Raw genomic sequence first — 19,957 nt, 5'->3', positions numbered from 1 at the left:
GCTGCGGCCTCTCCCCTTTTTTTGCTGGGAGAGGAACGGTCACGGGGGGCATCGAGCCCCCCATGACCGTGCCGCGGCGTTGCCGCGGCGGGGGATGATTCAGGCCTTGAGCCGCTTTTCGACTTCCTCGAAACCCAGTGTCTTGATGCGGGCCGTCAGATCGGCGAGCCGCTTAGGTTCAAGCTTCAGCAGTCCGGATTTCTCGATCGTCGCGATCGCCTGCTCGCGCTCTTTCTCTTCGAGCTTCCTGCGCCGCTCTTCCAGCCGGCGCTGATCCTCTTCGAGAGCCTGTCTCTCCTGTTCCAGTGTCTTTGCCATAGGTGCCTCTTGTGAAGGCTAATCGGGCTATGAACTGGCTGAACATAGCGCTGGTTGGTGAGGGCAGGAAGAAGAAGATTCATGGGGCTGGGCGCATCGGGCCTGCGCCCGACGACGGCTCTATTCGCTAGGGCTCCCGATGCCCTTCAGGCAACGAGAGCCCAACCTCACGGAGCCAAGGCATGCGCCTTGTCTCCGCCCTTCGGGTCACGATCCTCGCCTTTCCAACGCGGCCCTTTGGCCGACGTTGATGCTGCGCATCGGGGCTTTTCGCGCCCTGATCGGATCGGTGACACCGGCCTCGCGCGTTCCGCCTCACGGCGGCGCGTACCTCGCCGGTCCCGGCAACCGGCTCCTCTCCGACGACATCGTAACAGGCCCAGGGACAGGGGATCGGGCTCTTGGGATTAGCACACCCTACGCACCTGAAGGTGCATGAGTTCCGTTGTTTCACAACGGGTTAGCGCGGAAGGAAAGGAGACTACGTTGTAGTACGAGCTGGTGGGCGGGCAAAAACGGCGGAAATCAGCCATTCGCGCGTAGTCTGTGAGACTACGGCCTGCTGGTCCATGACGATCAACTTGCCGGAACCGGGTCGCTCGGCTATAAATAGAGCCATTCTTCAGTCCCCACCAGCCTCCCTGCTAGGAGGTTGGTCTTGGCTACCAGTTACCGGCATTACAACGTCCGCCTGGAGCGCGCCCAATGGGACCGCCTCAGCGTGATCGCCGCCGAACAGAAATTGAGCGTCGCCGACGTCATCCGGTCGGCCCTCAATGTCTTCCTTTCATCCTCCGACGTGCTGACCGCGAGCCAGCGCCGCCTGGCCCGGATCAGCGAGTTCCAGCAGCTCGTGCTCGACGTCATTCTGCGCGAGCAATATCCTGAGCTTCGCGACCGCCTCGTTGCCGAAACCGACAAGCGCCTGGTGCAATATCATGGCGCGTGAGGACATCCGCTCGAACGGGAAAAACATCCCGCTGACCCACCACTCTGCGCGCGGCCGCGTGCAGCGAAACTCGGGCAATTTCACCCGCGGCTCACAGCTTCTCACCCACGAGATGCTGATGTGGTTTTCGGGCGCGCGGCTGCCCATCATGGTCTGGTTCTTCGCCTTCCTCGCGGCCTGGTTCGTCATCCTCTCGATCCGCCTCGACGAGCACGGATTCCAGCTCGTCTGCATGAAGATCTATTCGGCGCTCTGGAACTGGGTCGACCTCAATCCCAACAAGCGCGTCAACGTCACCCTGCCCAATGGCGAGATCTACAAAACGGTCATGCCCGTGGTGCCCTATATCCCGGCCGTGCAGCAGGCCTGGGAGACCACCATCCGGGCGCTGATCGGCTCGATCCTCGTCTCGGTTTTCGTGGTCGCGCCACTCACCATCTGGTTCGTCGACATCTCGCGCAGGCGTGGGCGTTCGATCCTTCAGGAACGCCATGAGCGCGGCGCCATGCTGGTCGATCGCGCCGTGCTGGTCTCCGAAATCGCGCAGCACAATGCGGAAAAATTCGCGGAGGACGCGCGCGAGTTCTTCCCCGGCCGCTCGTCCGCCGCCGTGCTCAAATTGCCGTTCGCGACACGGAAGGCGGGCGGCATCCACCATCCCTATACGCTCGCCGGCATCCCCTATCCGCACCGCCTCGAGCAGTCCCATTCCATGCTGATCGGCACCACCGGCGCGGGCAAGACCACCGAGCTCAGGAGTCTGGTCAGCCAGATGCGCCAGCGCCAGGACAGCGCCGTGATCTTCGATCTCACCGGCGCCTATGTCGAAGCCTTCTACGATCCCATGCGCGACACGATCCTGAACCCGATGGACCAGCGCTGCCCGGCCTGGTCGATCTTCAACGACTGCTCGACCTACAGCCATTTCACGTCGGCCGCCGCGGCGCTCATTCCCTCCGATGGCGGCTCGTCCGAGCCCTTCTGGGCGCTCGCGGCCCGCACCCTGTTCATCGAGATGTGCGTCCGGCTTCAGGAGCGCGGCCAGACCACCAACCTGGCGCTCGCCGAGAACCTGATGACCGCCGATTTGAAGCGGGTGCATCGCTTCCTCGCGAACACCATCGCCGACCCGCTGACCGCCCCGGAAGCGGCCCGCATGGCGGAATCGATCCGCGCCGTCTTCAACACCAATGCGCAGGTCCTGCGTTTCCTGCCCGACGAAGGAGAGCCGTTCTCGATCCGGCACTGGATGACCACCGAGCGCGCGCCCGGATCGATCCTGTTCGTCACCTCCGACTACGACGATCTGGAGATGAACCGGCCGCTGCTGACGCTCTGGATGAACATCGCCATCACCAGCCTCATGACGCTGCCGCGCACGCGCAGCTTGCGGACCTGGTTCATGTTCGATGAGGTCGGCGCGCTGCACCGCCTGCCTGCGATCGAGAAGGGCCTGCAGACCGCGCGGAACTTCGGCGGCGCAATGATCCTGGGGCTCCACAGCTTCCAGAAGCTCGTCGAGGTCTATGGCGAGGAAGGCGCGCGAAATCTCGCCTCGCTCGCCCGCTCCAAGCTCATCCTCGCGACCAGCGAGTTCAAGACCGCCGAGGAGTGCTCGCAGTACATCGGCAACCGCGAAGTGCGGCAGATGGATGAGGCCTATAGCTACGGCTACAACAACAATCGCGACGCCTCGACCCTGACTCCGCGCAAGCAGGTCGAGCCCCTCGTGATCCCCGACGACATCACCAACCTGCCCTCGATGCACGGGTTCGTGAAATTCCCCGACGGTTTCCCGGCCGCGCGCATCCTTCTCGAATGGAAGAACTACCCCATCGTGGCGCCGGGCTTCCTGAAGCGTCCCGTGATGCAGCCCGTCCGGTCCAAGCGCGGGGAGGAGATTTTCGACGAGGAGGGCGGTGAGGCCGGCGGCAGGGACGGCGCCGTCCAGATCGTGGATGAGGTGGTCGAGCCAACCAATCTTGCGAAGGAAATGGCGGCGCGGATCCTGCAGTCGCCGAGCGAGGACCAGGCCGCCGAAACCCATCGTACCGCCCCGCGTAGCGATGACCGGCCGGTGCCCCCGCAGGCGAAGGGAGCGGGCGGCGGCAAGGAGGACGGCGCGCGCGGCAGGGACGCCCAGCAGGAGACCGGCCAGCGGCCCGCCGACGACCGGCGCGGACCGTCACCGCAGGCGCCGCAAGTCGAGGATCAGACCCTCATCGAACTGCGTCAGGGCTTCGCCGCGGGCCGTGACCAGGACGATCTCGACATGGGGATCTGATCCATGCTCTCGGTCGCCGCCGTCCGTTCCGCATCAGGCGCCGCGAACTATTTCGCGAAGGACGACTTCAAGGACAATTACTACACGGCCGATGGCTCCTCCGAGGTCAGTGCCTGGGGCGGGGCAGGGGCCGAAGCCCTCGCGCTTGAAGGCGAAGTCAGCCGCGAAAGCTTCGAGCAGATTCTGAGCGGCGTCCTGCCGAGCGGAGAGGGCGTCGCCCAGGTCGAAAACCGGCGCAACGGTGTCGACCTCACCTTCTCCGCGCCCAAGTCCGTGTCGGTCATGGCCTATGTCGCCGGCGACAAGCGGGTGCTCGCCGCCAACATGGTCGCGGTCCAGAAAACCATGGCCTGGGTCGAGAAGAATCTCGCCGAAGGGCGCAAGGACGTCGAGGGTCGCAAGGTGCCGGTGCCGACCGGCAAGCTCGTCTATGCGCTGTTCCAGCACGACACCAGTCGCGCGCTCGATCCGCAGGCCCATGTCCACTCCGTCATCGCCAATCTGACCCAGATGCCCGACGGCAAATGGCAGGCGCTGCACGCCGACAAGATCTGGTCGAATAACGCGGTCGTCGGGGCGATCTACCACGCCTACCTGCGCGCCGGGCTGGAGAAGCTCGGCTACCAGGTCGAGCTCAAGGGCAAGCACGGCACGTTCGAGATCATGGGCGTGCCCAAGGCGATCATCGATGCCTTCAGCCAACGGCGCGAGGCGATCCTCGAGAAGGCGGCCGAGCTCGGCATCGTCTCGGCCAAGGGGCGCGACGGCGTGACCACCACCACCCGCGATCCCAAGCTCAATGTCGAGGACCGCGACGGGCTCCTCAAAGGATGGATCGACAAGGCGGCGGAGCTCGGGTTCGACGGCAAAGGACTGCTCGCCTCGGCGCTGGCCCGGGCAGGGCAGGGCGCCGCCGACAACAAGCTGGAGCGGGGCTTCCGGGCGGTCACCGACGCGATCGCCGGCGCGCGCGATCTCATCGGCGGCTTCCTTCGCTCGCCCGATCCGCTGATCGACAGCGGCCTTGCCCGCGCCACCAAATCGCCGGCCGTCGCCCGGACGCAATTGGCGGTAGCCTCGGCCGTCCGCATCCTCGCCGAACGCGAGGCGGCGTTCGACGTCAACAAGCTCTCCAAGACCGCGCTGGACCTCGGCCTGAAGGGCGTCACCATCGAGACGGTCGAGCACCGGATCGAGCAGCTCTACGACAACCGCCAGCTAATCCCCGGTGTCGCCCGCGCCGGCGACAAGGGCGTCCGGATGGTGACCACCCAGGAGGCGCTGCGCACCGAGGAAGCCGTTCTCAAGGCGGTCGATGCGGGCGTGGGCAAGGCGGTGCCGATACTCCCCGCGCAGGATGGGCCCGCCCGCCTGCAGGAGGTCGCCGATCGCCCGCTCAATGCGGGGCAGCTCGCAGCCGCGACCCTGATCCTCTCCTCCGAAGATCGGACCGTGACTGTCCAGGGCGTCGCCGGCGCCGGGAAGTCGACCATGCTGCAGGCGGTTGCCCGGATCGCGGAAGGCGAAGGCAAGGATGTGCTGGGCCTGGCCTTCCAGAACAAGATGGTCGCCGACCTCGCCGAAGGGGCCGGGATCAAGAGCCAGACGATCGCCTCGTTCGTGCTCGCCAACGAGCGCTACCTGACCGAGCGCGATACGCCGCGCTACGAGGAGGCGCGCGAGCGGCTCGGCGGCGCGATGCTGGTCGTGGACGAGACCTCGATGGTCTCCAGCGCCGACATGCTGAAGCTTCACAGCATCGTCGAGGCGCTCGGCATCGACAAGCTCGTGCTGGTTGGCGATCGCCAGCAGCTCTCCTCGATCGACGCCGGCAAGTCCTTCGCGATGATCCAGGCCGCCGGCGGCACGATGGCCCGAATGGACGAGAATATCCGTCAGCGGACCGACACGCTGCGCACCGTCGCCGCGCTCGCCAATGTCGGTAAGGCGGGCGAGGCGATGAAGGTGCTGGGCGATAACGTCCACGAAAGCGCGAACCCGCCCGAAGAGGCCGCCGACAGGTGGCTCGCGCTGGGGGCGGACGACCGTGCCGCGACCCAGGTGTTTGCGTCTGGCCGGGAGTCCCGCGCCATCATCAACCAGCGCATCCAGGACGGCCTTGCCGCCGAGGGCACCGTGCGGGGCGAGGGCATCCATCTCATCGTCTATGACCGCGTGAACCTGACCCGCGAGGAGCTTCGCTACGCCGCCAGCTATCGGCCCGGCCTCACCCTCGATGTCGGCCGCGGCGGCGCGCAGGACGTCGGGCTCGCGCAGGGACGCTATGACGTCTCCAGGGTGCTGCCCTCGGGCAAGGTCGAACTGGTCGATGGGCGCCGCAAGATTCGCTTCGACCCGCAGCGCCTCTCGCCCACCGAAAAGCGGGACCGGCTCGAACTCACCGAGAAGAAGGATCTGCATGTCCGCGAGGGGGATCGCATCCGCTGGACCGCGAACGACAAGCCGCGCGACCTGCACAACGCGGCGCTCGCCCGGATCATCTCGGCCGATGCCTCGGGCATCACCGTCGAGACGGCGGGCAATCAGACCCTGACATTGGCGCCGGGCGATCCGATGCTCTCGCGTTTGGACCTCGCCTACGCGCTCAACATGCACATGGCGCAGGGCATCACCACCGACAAGGCGATCACGGTCATGGACAGCCATGAGCGCAACCTGTCGAACCAGCGCCTGTTCAATGTGGGCGTGACGCGGGTGCGCGACGAACTCACCATGATCGTGGACGATAAGGAAAAGCTCGAACGCCAGCTCGACCACAATGCCGGCAACAAGACCTCGGCCCTAGAGACGGTCGGCCGCCTCGATATCGACGGCAAGAAGGGCGGCGCCAAGCCGGTGAAGTTCGATCCCGGCCCGATCGACGGGATCAACCTCGCGGATCAGCCGGACATCCTCGCCGATCTTCCCCCCCTTCCGGACGGGCCGCTTGAGCCCGCAGCACCGATCAAGGGCGACGGCCTCAAGGCGCCCCCGGATCTCAAGCCCGAAAAGGCAGACCTGCTGCCGCCGCTGCCCGAGCGCAGCCTGGGCCTTGCTCTTTGATGACGAACGGTCGGCGCGGTGCCGGCTGAAAGCAAGGAGAGTGACGATGGCATGGGATTTTGACGAAGGCGGCAAGTTCGGCAGCGAGAAGGCCGCCGAGGACTATGCCCGGCGCAACGGCCTCAGCAATGCGGACTTCCGCACCCGGCGCAAGGGTGATGAGGTCGAGCTGGAGATCCGCCGCTCCGCCATCGACGGCCGAAACCTTCGTGACGCGGGCGAAGGCCGCAAGGGCGGTTGGTTTTGATCCGGACGTCGGCGGCCCGGACATTCGGCAGGAGGCGGCTGTCCAATGGGCATCGATGATCGCGACTATATGCGAGCGCGCCACAGACAGCGCGCCAACCGGACGAGATGGAACGAGGGTAGGGGGCGGATCGAGGCGGCCTGGCTTGATCCGCGCCACCAGCGATATCGCCGACAACCGTCTGCGGCGGCGATCGCTGTCCGTTTCGCCCTGCCGGTGCTGAGCCTGCTGCTGATCCTGATCCCATTCTATGGGGACGCGCAGCGTCATGGCTGGATTCCTGATCTCGAGCCGGCGCAGCCGTTTCCGGAGCGGGTCGGTTACGGTTGGGGCCAATGTTATCGGTCTGATCAAACGCAGCAATCTCACGATCGAGGCAGCCGATTCCAACACGGTGGTGCAATTGGTGGACCCGGATACGAACGCCCATGCACTGTCGATCTATGTTGCCGCCAATGACCGGGTGTCCCTGCCGGTGCCTGCGGGTACGTACCGGGTCCGCCTGATCGAGGGGCGGAAGTGGCACGGCGCGAGGCGCTATTTCGGGCCGAACACATCCTACGAGACGGTGGCCAGTCTGATAGAGTTCACGCCGACGATGGGTCACGTCATCGACCTGCATCGTCGGCCCGGCGGCAATCTGGAGACGCGGATGATGGGCTCTCGACCAGCGCCGCTTTGACCGGGGCGGCCCGCCCCACCAGAACCTAAGATGCCATCAATGACACTTTACCCCGAAACGCCTGGTAGAGTGTCATTGATGACAATCATTCGACGAGGGAAAGTGCGTCCATGATGCTTGGGCCAGGCAGGCATGTTAGCGAGGGCGACCACCATAACGACGAGAATCGCTACCTGAATGCCGCACCAAATCTTCTATTCCTGGCAAAGCGACACGGAGAACCGGATCGGTCGCGGCTTGATTCAGTGGGCGCTGGACCGCGCCATTCGAACCGTCAATGCGGACGCCGACGTTGATCCCGCCGATCGTGAGCTTCGCGCCGATCGCGACACTGTGAATGTGCCGGGCATGCCGCCGCTCGCGGACACCATCTTCGGAAAGATCGACCGGGCGGTCGCCTTCCTGTCCGACCTCACGCACGTTGCCACGCGCGCCAAGGGCCAGCTCTCGCCCAACCCCAATGTCCTGCTCGAGCATGGCTGGGCGCTAAAATCGCGCGGGTGGGGCAGGATGATCGGCGTCATGAACACAGCGATGGGCCATCCCGACGAGCATCCTCTTCCGTTCGACCTCACCCATTTCAAACGGCCGATCCTCTTCCACTGTCCGGCCGACGCGACCGACGAGGAGCGCCAGGCGGCGCGGGCAGGGCTTCAGAAGGATCTGGAGAGCGCTCTTCGCCTGATTCTCGACGACGAGGTTCTTATGGCGGCTGCGCCGCCGGCCGAACCTCACCCTCATGATGTTGAGCTGTTGCAGCGGTATCGCCAGCAAATCCCGGAGCTGCTGCGCCAGTTCCTGCGCGAGCATAATTTCGGGACGCCCTATCCGCGCAAGGCACTCGATCCCCTCGATGATATGGCTGCTACCTGGGCGGGCGCTGCCTTCGATTTCGAGGACACCGCGCTACAGGAGGCCGCCATGGCGCTTCGCGCGGCGAACACCTCTCTCATGGAGCTGGTCTATGAGCGCATCCATGTGATGGACCGGAACCCCAACATGGTCTGGCCGAAGACCGACTATGACGTGCGGCACGGCACGCAGCAGGTCACCCTGGATGCGATCCGGGAACTCAATGCGCGCGCCGGAACGCTGATCGGCGCGATAGATGCGTTCGAGAAGGTTGGGCGCTCCCGAATTCGTGTCGCGCCGCCGGCGCCAACGGCGCCGCAGGTGGATCCCCGCTGGGAGGCCGCGCGGACCGCGATTTCAGAGCTGGCGGCGGACCGGATGCGAGGAGGGCTTCCCGAGATCGTCGCCATGCCCAGCATGACGCTGCGCATTGTGCCGCTCGCTGCGATGGATCGGCCGGCTCTCGATCCAAAGACCGTCCTCGCTGCGGCGCTCCGCTTTCCGCCTGACAGCCAGGTCCGGGTTCAGTCAGATTCGGATGAGCGCCAATGGTGGAGCTATGGCCTGCCGCTCATTCAGACCGAAAATAACCCGGAGACCCGGTGGCGCACGCGCCTTGTTCGACCCGGCCTGATTGAATTCGAGGCGATGATCGGCGCCCGGATCGACGATGATCCCGAGATCCTGGTGAATGGTCGCGAGCTGGAAGCATCGATCGCCGCCCATCTCGAGCGTCTTGCCGCCGTGCTCGCCGACGTGGGCCTGGCCGGTTCCGGCCTCGTTTCCATCGCATTCCGGGGAGTGGAAGACGTCCAGTTGACGCGCGCCCGCGGTGGCGGTCGCAAGATCCGAAAGCCCGAGCTGTTCCTGCCTGAGCTTCAGGTGACCGATCTAGCCGCGCCGATGCAGCCGCAGCTGCAGGAGCAATTCAATATCCGCTGGCAGGCGTCGGGCTGGGCCGACGGCTCGCCGTCGTTCGACTGACCGGGTGCGCGCTGTGGAGCTCAAGCCCCCGTCACCGGAAGAGGGAGATGCCGGTCTTCAGGCGTTCCGTGAGGCAGCCAAGCTCCATGAGGATACGTTGCGCAGCCGGATGTCCCGCGAATTCTATCGAAAGGACCTGGCAAAGTGGCAGAAACTCTACGCGACGCTCGCAGGGAAACGCGCGGCAGGCTCGGCAACGGCCGTTCATTTCACTCGACTATCGGCGCTCTGCGGTGAGCTGCTGACAGAATATGGACCGGAGGCGCCGCCCAAGAAGCGGGTGCCCAAGGCGGTGGAGCCGGTGCCGTTGAGCTATCCCGACTTCCCCGACGACATTACCCATCGCATTCACTTCCTCGAAGGGCCGGGGATCCGGCGGCAACGCGCCGTTAAGCTTTCCGTCCATGCGCCGGGCATCTTCCGGCAGATCTCGGCGCGTGGCCGCGTCCTGCTCTCGATCGGGGTCCGTCAGGATCAGGTCCGGCTGTTCGAGCGCATCGTTGAAGCTATCGGCGATCTCGCCATGGCTGATTACGCCGCCGCGGGATTCGACATCGGCTATGTGATGCGGCCCGATGGAATCGCCCAAGGTCAGTCCTGGACGCCCAATCCCCTCGATCCAGCCTTGCCGACTGCCCGCGTATGGGAAGACAATCAACGGGCCCGGAGTTACGGATTGCAGGCACGCCTGCTTGGCGACCAATGGCGTGGCGCTGACGGCACCGGCCTCCCAGGTGATCTTCCGGATGTCGATGGCGAACCTTGGGATCCCGATCCGCATTGGCAGCGCGTTCTTGAACTCACACAGGCTGATCGGCTCGACGAGGCACTTACGCTGGTCGAGGCGGTGCCCGGCCGCGATCGTGAGCCTCTGTTCGACGAGGTCATCTATCTCAGATTCCTGACAGGATCGCCGCTGCGCGCGCAGGATATTCGCGTACTGGCGCGCAAACATGCGGAATCATCGCTCATTGCGGGGCGTCTGCTGGAGGAATTCGAGGCATTCCTGGGCCATCTCGATGCGCAATTCACGCTGGAGCCGCCTGTCCTGGAGGAAATGATCAGGCTTCGGCCGGATTTCGGGTCGACCATGATACCGCCCATGCCGCCCGCTTCGGATTGGGCCGCCTATCGGCGTCATATGGCGCAGTTCACGAACCACGGTGCGCGGCGCGGCCGGATTTTCTCCATCAACATCGGGGCCGCCGACACCGGGGCATCCGCGTTCTTTGCGACCGCCATGGTCGCTGCCGAAGAGGCGTTCCGCCGCGAGAGGTCGATTCCCGAGATCGGACGGGGCTGGGTGTCCGAGGTGGCGCTGCTCGATCTGGTTCGAACCCTATGGCCCTCCGCGGTCCATCAATGGCGCCCGGCGTTCCTCGGCATGCAGTCCGTCGATATCCATGTGCCGGAGCTGGGCCTCGCCATCGAGTATCAGGGGCAGCAGCACTACGCGCCCGTGACGCTCTTCGGCGGCGAAGAGGGGTTCAAGCTCACGCAATTCCGCGACGAGAAAAAGCGCGCGCTGCTGGCTCGCCACGGTGTGCGGCTCCTTGAATGGCGCTTTGATGTTCGGATCACCAGGGCAGAGCTGATCGCTCAGATGGCGGCGATGGAAATCCAGATCCCGGACTAGACGGCAAGCCTCTTCTGCCTCGGGCCGCCGTTTATTTCCTCGACGATGAAGGTGCGGGCCGGCGGTGTTTCGAGAAGGTCGATCTCTGGGAGCAGGTGGTCGAGCCATTGCATGCGTTGCCGGCGCAGGATGATGGCATCGTGTCGATCCTGATAGTGGCTGACTTCAGGATTGGCCGCGACGGTGATGACCCGGAAGGACAGGGGCCACTCTGCCATGGCCGGCTCCCAGATCGCCGCGAGATAGAAGAAATTGCCGTCTTCGAGCCGCACCCGATACTGCTTGCCGCCGCTAACGGTCATGTGGAATTCCGAGGCGGGCACCAGACAGCGCTGGCTGGGGAAGATCTGGCCCTCCGAGCGCACGAAGCGGAAGGAGGCCCCGCCGCTGAAGCGTGGATTGGAGCCCCACCGGGCCTCGACCATTTCCATTTCTTGCATATCGTCCGGATTTCGCCGGATGATGGGCAAGAGCTTTTCGAGGGGGGCCTCGGAGTCGAACGGTGTTGGCGTCGCCATGACAAGAACATATATAGAACGACGATGAGTCGCAAGGACCAGTGGAACGGATGACCGATGTGCAATGATTATCGCCTGGAGGTCGATATCGCCTCGATCGTTGAGGATTTCGACGACCTCAAGATCAAGATCAAAATGCCCGAAGGGACGCCCAATGTCGCGGCCCGCGCAGACATCAACATCAGCGACGTCGCGCCTATCGTGCGCAGCGGCGAGGGCAGGGGATCGGGCGAGCTCGTCAATCGGCGATGGAGCTGGCCTGGCCAGAATGGGCGGCCGGTCTATAATTTCCGCTCCGAGGGCCGCGAGTTCACTTCGCACCGCTGCCTCATTCCGGCCGACGGTTTCTATGAGTTCACGGCGCCGCTCGAACCGGGCCAGAAGCGCAAGACAAAATGGCTGTTCACGATGAAGGACCATCCCTGGTTCTGCATCGCCGGCATCTGGCGATCGCATCCGGAAATCGGCGAGGCGTTCACCATGCTGACGATGGAGCCCGGCGAGGATGTCGCGCCCTATCATTCCCGTCAGATCATCCCGCTACCGCGCGACCGGTGGGCCGACTGGCTTGATCCCTCAGTACCAGCAGAGGAGGTGCTTGGCCTCCTGCCGAAGGGCAGCCTCCTGCCGCTGCAGGTCTATCCACCGGCCGCGGCGCAAGCGTCGCTGCTTTGAGGTCTCAGGCCGCCGGGGGCTCGACATCCGGCGGGTTCATATAGACCCTGAATCCAGCAAGATCCTCGTCGCTCGGATTCTCCATCTCGGGGATATAGCGGATCGTCTCAGCCATATCGCGCCGCGTAACATAGTCGATGATCGAGCCACCGTTGGAGAGCTCATATTGCATCGATCCGCAATGGCGATCGACGGTGGCGAGCCCGGGCGCGAAGGCGATGGGCTTCTTGTTTCCCTTTTTGCTCACCTCATGCTTGGCGAGCGCAACGCGCAGGAATTCCAGCCTGGTGAAGCCCATTTCCGTCCGGCGTAGATCGATCCGCATCTGATCGACGAGTTCGGGTCGCTCCTGAGCATCGCGAAGCTGTTGGGCCCGCAGCTCCCTATCGTAATGCCGGTAGCCGAGATCGCGTTCGAGGTTGGTGGCCTTGAGATTGATCCCGCCATTCTCCGCGAGCTTGATGACCTCCTCGCACCGTTGGCGCCAGGTGCGGAGCAGTTCGTAGGCCGCATAGATCCACATGGGTGTCAGGGCCGACAGCTGCGCCATCCGGCCGCGCGGCGGTTCGTCGTCGAGCTGATGCTCAAGGATCTCCTGCTCGATGTGATTGAGCATGTTGTCGACCAGGCACAGCTGGCTCGCCTGCATCCTCAAAAATGGATTCTCGCCGAACCCTGCCAGGGTCATCAGGGCTTCGTAGAGTTCGGCCTGTCCGATCTCAGCCACCGGACGATATCGAGGCTCGTCATCCACCTCGTCGGGATAGGGTTCGTAGTCCACGGTCAGTCCTTTCGCGCCGGCCGTGATCGCGCCGGTCCGGGGGTGATAGTGCTCACGAGACCTTCTCCCGGAGCCAGGACGACAGCCCTGCGTCGAGGACCATTCGCGCGAGGCGCTGCGGCCCGAGTAGGATTACCCCGTCCGGGCCTTCATTCTCTGGGATGTTGCCGGTGTGCCATACGAAGAACATGCGATCATAGGCCTCCGCTTCGGCCAGCCGGCCGACATAGTCGTCGAGAGCTGCCCGAGTGGCTTGAGATTTCACTTGCACGAAGGCGCGTTCGGCAGTGCTCGGAAGCACGAGTTCGAGGTCGATCGTTTTCTGGGTCCGGCCGACCTGGCTGAGCCGGCGCCATCCGCTACTCGAGAAGACCAGATCAACCAGCAGTTCGAAATCCTGCCAGGTCAGCAGTCGCATCAGGGGAATGATCGCCGCTGTGAGGGCGCGTTCCGCCTCTTCCGCCGCTGCGACCTCCGGTGACAGCTCATCGCTCAACCGGCGCAGCAGATAGTCGGCCGCGCGCACGTCGCAGATCGTCCCGCGGAACATCTGGACCTTGAGCAGTCGCCCGGACAGCCGGTCAGCCGTCAACAGACTGCCGCCGACCGACGTGCTGTGCCAGCCATCCAGGGTCGCGCGGCGATGGCTGTTGTCGGGCAGGATCTCGATCTCGCCGACCGGCCGACACCAATAGAGCAAGCCGCCGACGAAGGTGATGAAGATGGTATCCTCGTCGCTCTCGTAAAATGCCCGGATTTGCTTCACATCGCGAGTTGCAGCGCCGGCGTCCCCTCGACGATCCTTCATCGCGTCCCAAACGCCGGGCCAGTCGCCTGCCACGCAAAGGTCGTGCGGCACTTCGCGGTAGCCAAAGCGCAGCACGCCGTCGCGGATGCTCTCCGTCTCCCAGTCACCGCCCCGGCCCAGCTTGATGTAAAAGACGTTCGCCGCCGTAACTGCGGTCATGGAATCCCCCGTTATAAGCAGGGCAATTCCGATCAGCCCGCCCGCATCGCAAGCTATACCTTCATCGTAGAAAAGATATTGAAGAGCTTGCCCTGATCGGGCGGCGGGCAGCAAAATTGGGGGGCAAATGGCTAAGGCAAACAGCAACGCACATCGCGAGAAATCGTCAAAGCCCTATAACGAACGCACCGATCTCGAAAAATTGCAGTCACAATGGACCAAATTATCCGGCCTGCACCTTCGAGAAGAGCCATCTGCGGCGATCGTCCGTTGCGCCACGGCAGCGGAGATCGCGGCCAACTATGCCATTCGGACGGAATGGGCCCGCAAGACCGAATTCGATGACACCATCGTCGACATGTTCCTGCGTTGGGCCAATGGCCTTCCGCTAAAGGTCACTCGGCTGTTCGTTCCGATCTATTTCGAGACGCCGGACAAGAGTCCGATCGGAAAGGCGCTCAAAGCGTCGGCCGAGAAGATCAACACGGTGCGCAATGCCGTGGTGCACCAAGGAGCCTTCAGCAATCCCGAGGAGGCTGAAGCCGTGATCGCCGAGGCGAAGGCCTTCATCAACACGATTGTCGGCCTGTCGATCGAAGGGTTCGACATCGAGGCGGCGGCGCGAGAATGGCAGGCGTCCCGCAAGAGCGAGGGGGGCGAATGACCTCGACGCTCGGCGGTCTGACCGTCACGCTCGGCAAGAAGCTCAAACAGTCCGACGATTTCCTGAAGGCCAAGCACAACCTGCTGACCCAGTTCGACAGCATCGACGATCTCGTCACGGACGAAACCAAGCTGTCTGCCAAGGATCGCCAGGCGATCGAGCATCATATCCTGCAGCTCCGCGCGGCGATCGCGCGCACGCTATGGTCGAACGAGTTCTACATCGGGCGCTCTCTGCTCGACGACTATATCCTGCACACCGCCAAGAATGGGGGCGGGGATGTGCCCGCGCGGGTCATCGCCGGGCTCGCGACCGCAGGCGCCGACAGGCCGGGCTTCGTCCTCTATCCGCTGACAGGTTTCGGGATGGAGATGCCGCGGATCTTCGCGAAGGACAGCAAGCTCCGCTCCGAGGCGATCTTCAGGAGCGCGGGCTTCGCCGTGAGTACCCAGAGCAATTCGTTCGACGCGGCCGTCGCCAGCATCGAGCGGATGGCAAGGGGGCTCGGCGTGAAGCAGCGCATAGACAAGTCGGATTTCCGGCACTTCGCTTACTCGGCAAAGTGGTTCGGAAAGAACCCGCTCATGCTGGTCCGCCTCACGTCGTTCACTGGCGATATGTACGAGAACCAGTTCGTCTATTCACTCAAGATCAGGGTGGCAGCGGCGAACCTGCTGATGCTGCATAGCCTGTCGCAGGAGGCAGTCGGGCCGCTCGACCGGCACCGCAATTCGTCCTTCGTCAACAATTTCGAGACGCTCGACATCGCCCATTATATGATCGGTGAGGCGATCCCTGGCCGCCCGATGTCCACGCGCCGCGTGCCCATGAACGTCTCCCAGCTCGAGCTGGCCAAGCTCTCTGACGTCGCCGCGACGCTCTCCACCACCGCACTGGCGACGTCCCGCATGCGGCGGCTTGCGGCGAAGGTGACGCAGGCGTTGAACACGGTGGAGCGAGGCTATTTTCGTCACGTCAGTATCGCCACGCATTCGAAACCGGAGAACCGCCTTTACCGCCGTCTGCTCACTGCCTTGGACTGGTTCCGGCAGTCGTTCAGTGCCCGGGCGAACGAGGCGGAGGCGATCGTCGCGCTGGCGGTGGCGTTCGAGACGCTGCTCACGGACCAATATGCCCCCGCGATTGCAGAGCGCCTGCGGCGCCGGATTGGGATTTGCATCAAAGGGGTGCCAGGCGTGGCGAACTATCAGGCCAGCGTTCTGGCGATCTACTATGCCCGCAGCGCCATCGTTCATACGGGCGAGCCTGACCACGCGATTGACATTCATCGCGGCCAGGTCGCCTTCGCGCGCTGCTTCTGTGCAATCGCCGAACGGCTCACGGCTTGGACACCGACCTCGAACAACGCCATGGGCGACCTGTTGGGCGATATTGCATGAGACCTTCGTCAGGCTGAACCTATCGATAGGCCGCCGCCCTACCGTTGAGGGCCTTCGACACTTTGCTATGATGATACCGATGCAGATACGACCCGAGAAACCTGCGGACGAGGAATTTATCCGCGCCGTAACTACTTCCGCTTTCCTCGCAGCGGAGCACAGTGACGGCAACGAGGCCTCAATCGTTGATGGGCTGCGCAATGCGGGTGCGCTGACGATCTCGCTTGTCGCTGCCAACGGTGGGAATATCGTAGGCCATGTCGCATTCTCCCCAGTCATGATCGACGGCATTCTCGACGGGTGGTTTGGGCTTGGCCCCGTGTCGGTTGACCCAAATTGCCAACGAGAGGGCGTCGGCAGTGCGCTGATCGAGGCAGGTCTCACCGACCTGAAGCGGCAAGGCTCGAAAGGATGCGTGGTTCTCGGCGATCCCGCTTACTACCGCCGGTTCGGCTTTGCCGTCGATCCCGACCTGCGGTTAGCAGGAGCCCCGCCAGAGTTTTTTCAGCGGCTCTCGTTCGATCAGCAGCACCACAGCGGCATCGTCACATATCATCCCGCATTTGGCGGCGAGTAGAGAGCCCTATTCGCTGTTTCTTGCGCTGCGTTCCGGGCCGGGTGCGTCAGCGGAAATCGCGCTATCGGCGCCCACACGCTAGACCGAGATCTTTCGATAGCCGCTTCCCTGCACGAATCCCTGTTCAAGGCACCATCGGCGGGTCAAGCCGGCGCCGGTGTCATTCGAGTAGGCGTGCGCGTTCGAGCGGAAGCGCAGAAATGAGGGCCAGGTCGAAGGGGCTGGGTGGTTCGTCGCTACATGGACAAGGACCTTCTCCCCGTTTCTGATATCGGTGGGCTTCCTGACGGCGTAATATTCGCCCCAATCGTCGCTCTTTTCGAGGACGGCCTGGGTCACCGTTTGCCGAGTGGCAGGCCGTCCGGGTTTACCGGCCTCTACCTGCGACGCAATTGTATCGCGATCGCCCCATTCCCGGAAATACACGTTGGCCCAGCAGCCAAGAACCTGATGGGCGTTGAGCGCCTCGATATCCTGGTGCCGATCGATGTCGATCCAGTGCGCCCGGTGGCCAGAGGTGTAGACAGCCCCGTCGTAAAGGATTGCGCAGAGAGAAGGTGAGAGCGGCAGGAAAAAGATGGCCCCAGCGGTCTTTACCCCGAAACTCGGTCGGCCCTTGCGCGGCCGTTGAATATGCAGGCGGTTGGTCAGGATGGCCGGATCGTCGGAGGTGAAGAATGGGAGGTCTGACCGGTTTCGCGCGATGCAAAGCGTGAGATCGTCGACGATCCGCATCGTGTCCTTGTAGTTCAGCATCGCGGCCTGGACGGCCTCCTTCGATGCCTCCTTCACCGTTGGCACGGGAAGGTCGGATCCAGGAACATCTTGCAGCGCCAGCGCCATTTCACTGGCTTTCAGCGAGGCGGCTTCCGTCCGGAGGTATTGGAGATAGATGAACCGCTTGAGGACGACCTTGACCGCTGAACCGACCGCGCCGCCATCGGACAAGTGGCGGACGATCGGCCCATAAGGGTCCTCGATGAAGTTGATCGCGTTCTCGAGAAGCTTGTTTTGCCCGTAGAAATAGTCGCCCGAGCATTGATTCCTGACGGGTGCGTTGGGAATGGCCTTCATGCGATCGAGATTGAACAGGTTGATCGCCAGCCCCTCTCCGTTGACCGTGAACGGCCGAAGGTGGACCCGAGGGACGAAGTGCTGGTTCTTGTTGTCGGCCATCTATCGGCGTGTCCGCATCATGCGTGTTCAACGGCCGGGTAGCTTGCCTCCATGATCCCCTGAAGTTTCAGAGGATCAAGGACATAGGTCGCGAGCGTAAGTCGCCTGTATCCCATCGCGACTTCCCAGTCTGTGGGGTCGAGCGCCGCAAGTTGTTTGGCGGCGATGGAATCGCCCTCGAGATAGGTCACAAGATCGAGCGCATGGAATTCGCTTCCGGCCCAGATCGACAGACTGCGCTCCTCACCGCTCAGCTTGCCCATGGTCAGGACATTGATGAGTTCATGCGCCTGGCGAACCGGATGGCCGTTCAGGGCCGCACCATGAAAGATACGATTTGCGGTGACGATTCCGGTGTGGACTTCGGCAGACGGATCGACCGCCCAGCCATGCTTCTTCAACAATTGGCTCTTGTGGGTCGTCTCCGAAAAGACCCGCCGCCGCTTGTCCAGCTGGTCGCGCCCGACCTTAATGTGATCATAGCTGTTGCGCATCTCGTGTGGTGAGCACGGGTGGTAGGCGTTCTTGCATTCGAAGAAAAACAGATGGCCATCGCGCCAGGCGACGATGTCGAGTTCAAAATCGAGCCCGCCAGCACGCAGTTCCACGCCGGATTCAACCTTGAACCCCGCGGATTTGAGCGCGTCGATCACTGCGTTCACCATCTGGTCTTCGGGGCCGAGTGCGATCGGTCGCAGGCCGTTGGCCACGATGGTGTTACGGACGAGATTCGAGGCGGCCAGCACCTGAGGGGCAATGACGTAGTAGCCGCCGAGGTCGATCAACGGTCGATACTGCAGATCGATGTGACCGGTGCTGATGGTCATTTTCATCAGATCGATCAGGGAGCGCACCTTTGCTTCGCTCCTAAAAATCAACATCATCTGCATGAAGAGATTGTCGTGAGACATCACAAAGACGGTCGACGTGAAGGTGAGGAATGTGCGCTCGGCCTCGTCCTCAATCCGCGCCAAGGCCCTTTGGTACACACCGCTCAGGAAGGTGAAGTACCTCTGAAATTTGAAGATGTCGGTGGTGGTGACATGCTCATTCACATCGGCGATCAGATCGCTGACGTTCCCAAAGTTGTTGACATCGAGGAGGAGGAGGCTCTCCACCTCCTCGCGAAACATCTGGTCCCCAGCGAAGATCGAGAAGATTTCCGGCGCCGTCGGCAGCATCATTCGATAGCGTCTGACCGGCTTTTCCGCGAGTTCGAGCAAGCCGGGAAAGGCGTCACGTTCAAAGCCCATGTCGAGAAAGTCACTCATGGACATCGGCGGGTTTGAGTTCCGGAAACGGTGGATCCGGATGATCGCTTGATTGTCGCTCTGAATGTAGCCCAAGCGGACGGAGCGCTCTATGTCCGGGTCGATCGATGAGATTGTGACGGTCTCGCCTTCGAGCGTCGCTTGATAGGGCAACCCATCAATCTGGGTTTCCGCGTCCTTGAATTTTGTGAGGCGCACGGCCGCGAGGAGCAGTCGTTCATAGACCACCGCGTCCGTCGTGATGGCAGCAATATCGACGTGATTGCAGCATTCGTCGGTGATCGGGAACAGCGAGGCATAGATCGAGAAGATCAGCGAGGCGCCGTCTACATATTCTTCCGTGGTGTAGCGGCGAGGCGACCAGGACGGCTGCGAAGGGTCGGCGACCCAGCCCTGGTAGAACTGGTTATTGAGAATCACGAGCAGGGTCTTGAGAACGCAATCTCGCCGGCTCCCGAGGATTTTGACGATTTCGTCGTAGAGCGCGCGCGCGTTGGAGGCCAATTTGCTGAGCGCAATCACGGACTCGAAATAGCGAGCGCGTTCTGGAGCGTTCAACAACGGCCGTATCTGGAGTGCGGTCTTGGCGAGGGTGCCGATCAGATTGCCGGCGTAGCCGTAACGCGAAGCACGCAGCACACCTGCCCGGCGCAGGCGGGGCACCACATAGGCGGCATCGATGTACAACAGCGCGAGGAGCGTCACGGTCGCCTCGCGGCGGCGTTTTGCTTCGATATGACCGCCGAGCGTCTCGATTGCGGACCGGATCTCGGCGCCGATCGCCTTGGACATCGCAGGCCGCGGCGATTGGCCCAGCTTGGCAATCATGTCGGTCTGATTCCGTGTCGCAAGCAGTGTTGAACCGCCCCGGGATTGTCGGAGGCCCTAACTCCTGAGAGTGAGGGTCTACGAT

Annotated in this window: 17 protein-coding genes; 11 read left to right on the top strand and 6 right to left on the bottom strand. The window is 63.1% G+C overall.

The window, feature by feature from the left end; all coding sequences use genetic code 11:
- Window positions 1-99: 99 nt before the first annotated feature.
- Entirely contained in the window at window positions 100-318 is a 219-nt protein-coding gene (locus tag ACODTA_RS25670) for a hypothetical protein (protein ID WP_030090596.1), read from the bottom strand.
- Between the two features lie 658 nt (window positions 319-976).
- Between ACODTA_RS25670 and ACODTA_RS25665 the strand changes: the two genes are divergently transcribed.
- The 7 genes from ACODTA_RS25665 to ACODTA_RS25635 all read left to right on the top strand — a co-directional run bounded on the left by ACODTA_RS25665 (window position 977) and on the right by ACODTA_RS25635 (window position 11,015).
- A complete protein-coding gene (locus tag ACODTA_RS25665; RefSeq protein WP_030090597.1) occupies window positions 977-1,267 on the top strand; it encodes a hypothetical protein in 291 nt (96 codons plus the stop codon).
- A complete protein-coding gene (locus tag ACODTA_RS25660) occupies window positions 1,257-3,551 on the top strand; it encodes a type IV secretion system DNA-binding domain-containing protein (RefSeq protein ID WP_030090598.1) in 2,295 nt (764 codons plus the stop codon). The genes ACODTA_RS25665 and ACODTA_RS25660 overlap by 11 nt, the downstream gene beginning before the upstream one ends.
- 3 nt (window positions 3,552-3,554) lie before the next feature.
- The gene (gene mobF / locus ACODTA_RS25655; protein ID WP_066703415.1) at window positions 3,555-6,614 is read left to right on the top strand and encodes a MobF family relaxase; all 3,060 of its coding nucleotides are present in this window, start codon (window positions 3,555-3,557) and stop codon (window positions 6,612-6,614) included.
- Window positions 6,615-6,660: 46 nt separating this feature from the next.
- Window positions 6,661-6,861, top strand: coding sequence for a hypothetical protein (locus tag ACODTA_RS25650; protein WP_066703418.1), 201 nt, complete (start codon window positions 6,661-6,663; stop codon window positions 6,859-6,861).
- Window positions 6,862-7,129: 268 nt separating this feature from the next.
- Complete coding sequence (locus ACODTA_RS25645) at window positions 7,130-7,543, top strand: hypothetical protein (RefSeq protein WP_228227682.1); 414 nt, start codon at window positions 7,130-7,132, stop codon at window positions 7,541-7,543.
- A gap of 177 nt (window positions 7,544-7,720) precedes the next feature.
- A complete protein-coding gene (locus ACODTA_RS25640; protein WP_066703421.1) occupies window positions 7,721-9,379 on the top strand; it encodes a hypothetical protein in 1,659 nt (552 codons plus the stop codon).
- A gap of 109 nt (window positions 9,380-9,488) precedes the next feature.
- Entirely contained in the window at window positions 9,489-11,015 is a 1,527-nt protein-coding gene (locus ACODTA_RS25635) for a hypothetical protein (protein ID WP_066703424.1), read from the top strand.
- Here ACODTA_RS25635 and ACODTA_RS25630 read toward each other — a convergent pair.
- Entirely contained in the window at window positions 11,012-11,533 is a 522-nt protein-coding gene (locus ACODTA_RS25630) for an SOS response-associated peptidase family protein (protein WP_066969933.1), read from the bottom strand. The genes ACODTA_RS25635 and ACODTA_RS25630 overlap by 4 nt on opposite strands.
- Window positions 11,534-11,590: 57 nt before the next feature.
- Here ACODTA_RS25630 and ACODTA_RS25625 point away from each other — a divergent pair, with 57 nt between their 5' ends.
- On the top strand, window positions 11,591-12,208 hold the full coding sequence (locus tag ACODTA_RS25625; RefSeq protein ID WP_066703426.1) for an SOS response-associated peptidase: 618 nt from the start codon (window positions 11,591-11,593) through the stop codon (window positions 12,206-12,208).
- A gap of 4 nt (window positions 12,209-12,212) precedes the next feature.
- Here ACODTA_RS25625 and ACODTA_RS25620 read toward each other — a convergent pair whose 3' ends face one another.
- Both ACODTA_RS25620 and ACODTA_RS25615 read right to left on the bottom strand, forming a co-directional pair.
- Window positions 12,213-12,989 (bottom strand): hypothetical protein, encoded by a 777-nt coding sequence (locus ACODTA_RS25620; protein WP_066703428.1) that lies wholly within the window; start codon window positions 12,987-12,989, stop codon window positions 12,213-12,215.
- Between the two features lie 52 nt (window positions 12,990-13,041).
- Window positions 13,042-14,070, bottom strand: coding sequence for a hypothetical protein (locus tag ACODTA_RS25615; RefSeq protein WP_233423699.1), 1,029 nt, complete (start codon window positions 14,068-14,070; stop codon window positions 13,042-13,044).
- 13 nt (window positions 14,071-14,083) lie between these two features.
- Between ACODTA_RS25615 and ACODTA_RS25610 the strand changes: the two genes are divergently transcribed.
- The 3 genes from ACODTA_RS25610 (at window position 14,084) to ACODTA_RS25600 (ending at window position 16,597) form a co-directional block, all read left to right on the top strand.
- The gene (locus ACODTA_RS25610; protein WP_066703440.1) at window positions 14,084-14,620 is read left to right on the top strand and encodes a hypothetical protein; all 537 of its coding nucleotides are present in this window, start codon (window positions 14,084-14,086) and stop codon (window positions 14,618-14,620) included.
- Window positions 14,617-16,020: a HEPN domain-containing protein gene (locus tag ACODTA_RS25605; protein WP_066703444.1), complete on the top strand. Its 1,404-nt coding sequence runs from the start codon at window positions 14,617-14,619 to the stop codon at window positions 16,018-16,020. Before ACODTA_RS25610 ends, ACODTA_RS25605 begins: the two co-directional genes overlap by 4 nt.
- 79 nt (window positions 16,021-16,099) lie before the next feature.
- Entirely contained in the window at window positions 16,100-16,597 is a 498-nt protein-coding gene (locus ACODTA_RS25600; RefSeq protein WP_096367890.1) for a GNAT family N-acetyltransferase, read from the top strand.
- A gap of 78 nt (window positions 16,598-16,675) precedes the next feature.
- Here ACODTA_RS25600 and ACODTA_RS25595 read toward each other — a convergent pair whose 3' ends face one another.
- Window positions 16,676-17,773: a DUF4238 domain-containing protein gene (locus tag ACODTA_RS25595; RefSeq protein WP_066703447.1), complete on the bottom strand. Its 1,098-nt coding sequence runs from the start codon at window positions 17,771-17,773 to the stop codon at window positions 16,676-16,678.
- A gap of 17 nt (window positions 17,774-17,790) precedes the next feature.
- Window positions 17,791-19,872 carry a hypothetical protein gene (locus tag ACODTA_RS25590; protein ID WP_066969931.1) on the bottom strand — a complete coding sequence of 694 codons (2,082 nt, stop codon included), beginning with the start codon at window positions 19,870-19,872 and terminating at the stop codon, window positions 17,791-17,793.
- Between the last annotated feature and the right edge of the window lie 85 nt (window positions 19,873-19,957).

The sequence above is a fragment of the Sphingomonas sp. FG14 genome (assembly GCF_057809675.1).
This window is presented reverse-complemented; position numbering and strand designations above follow the sequence as displayed.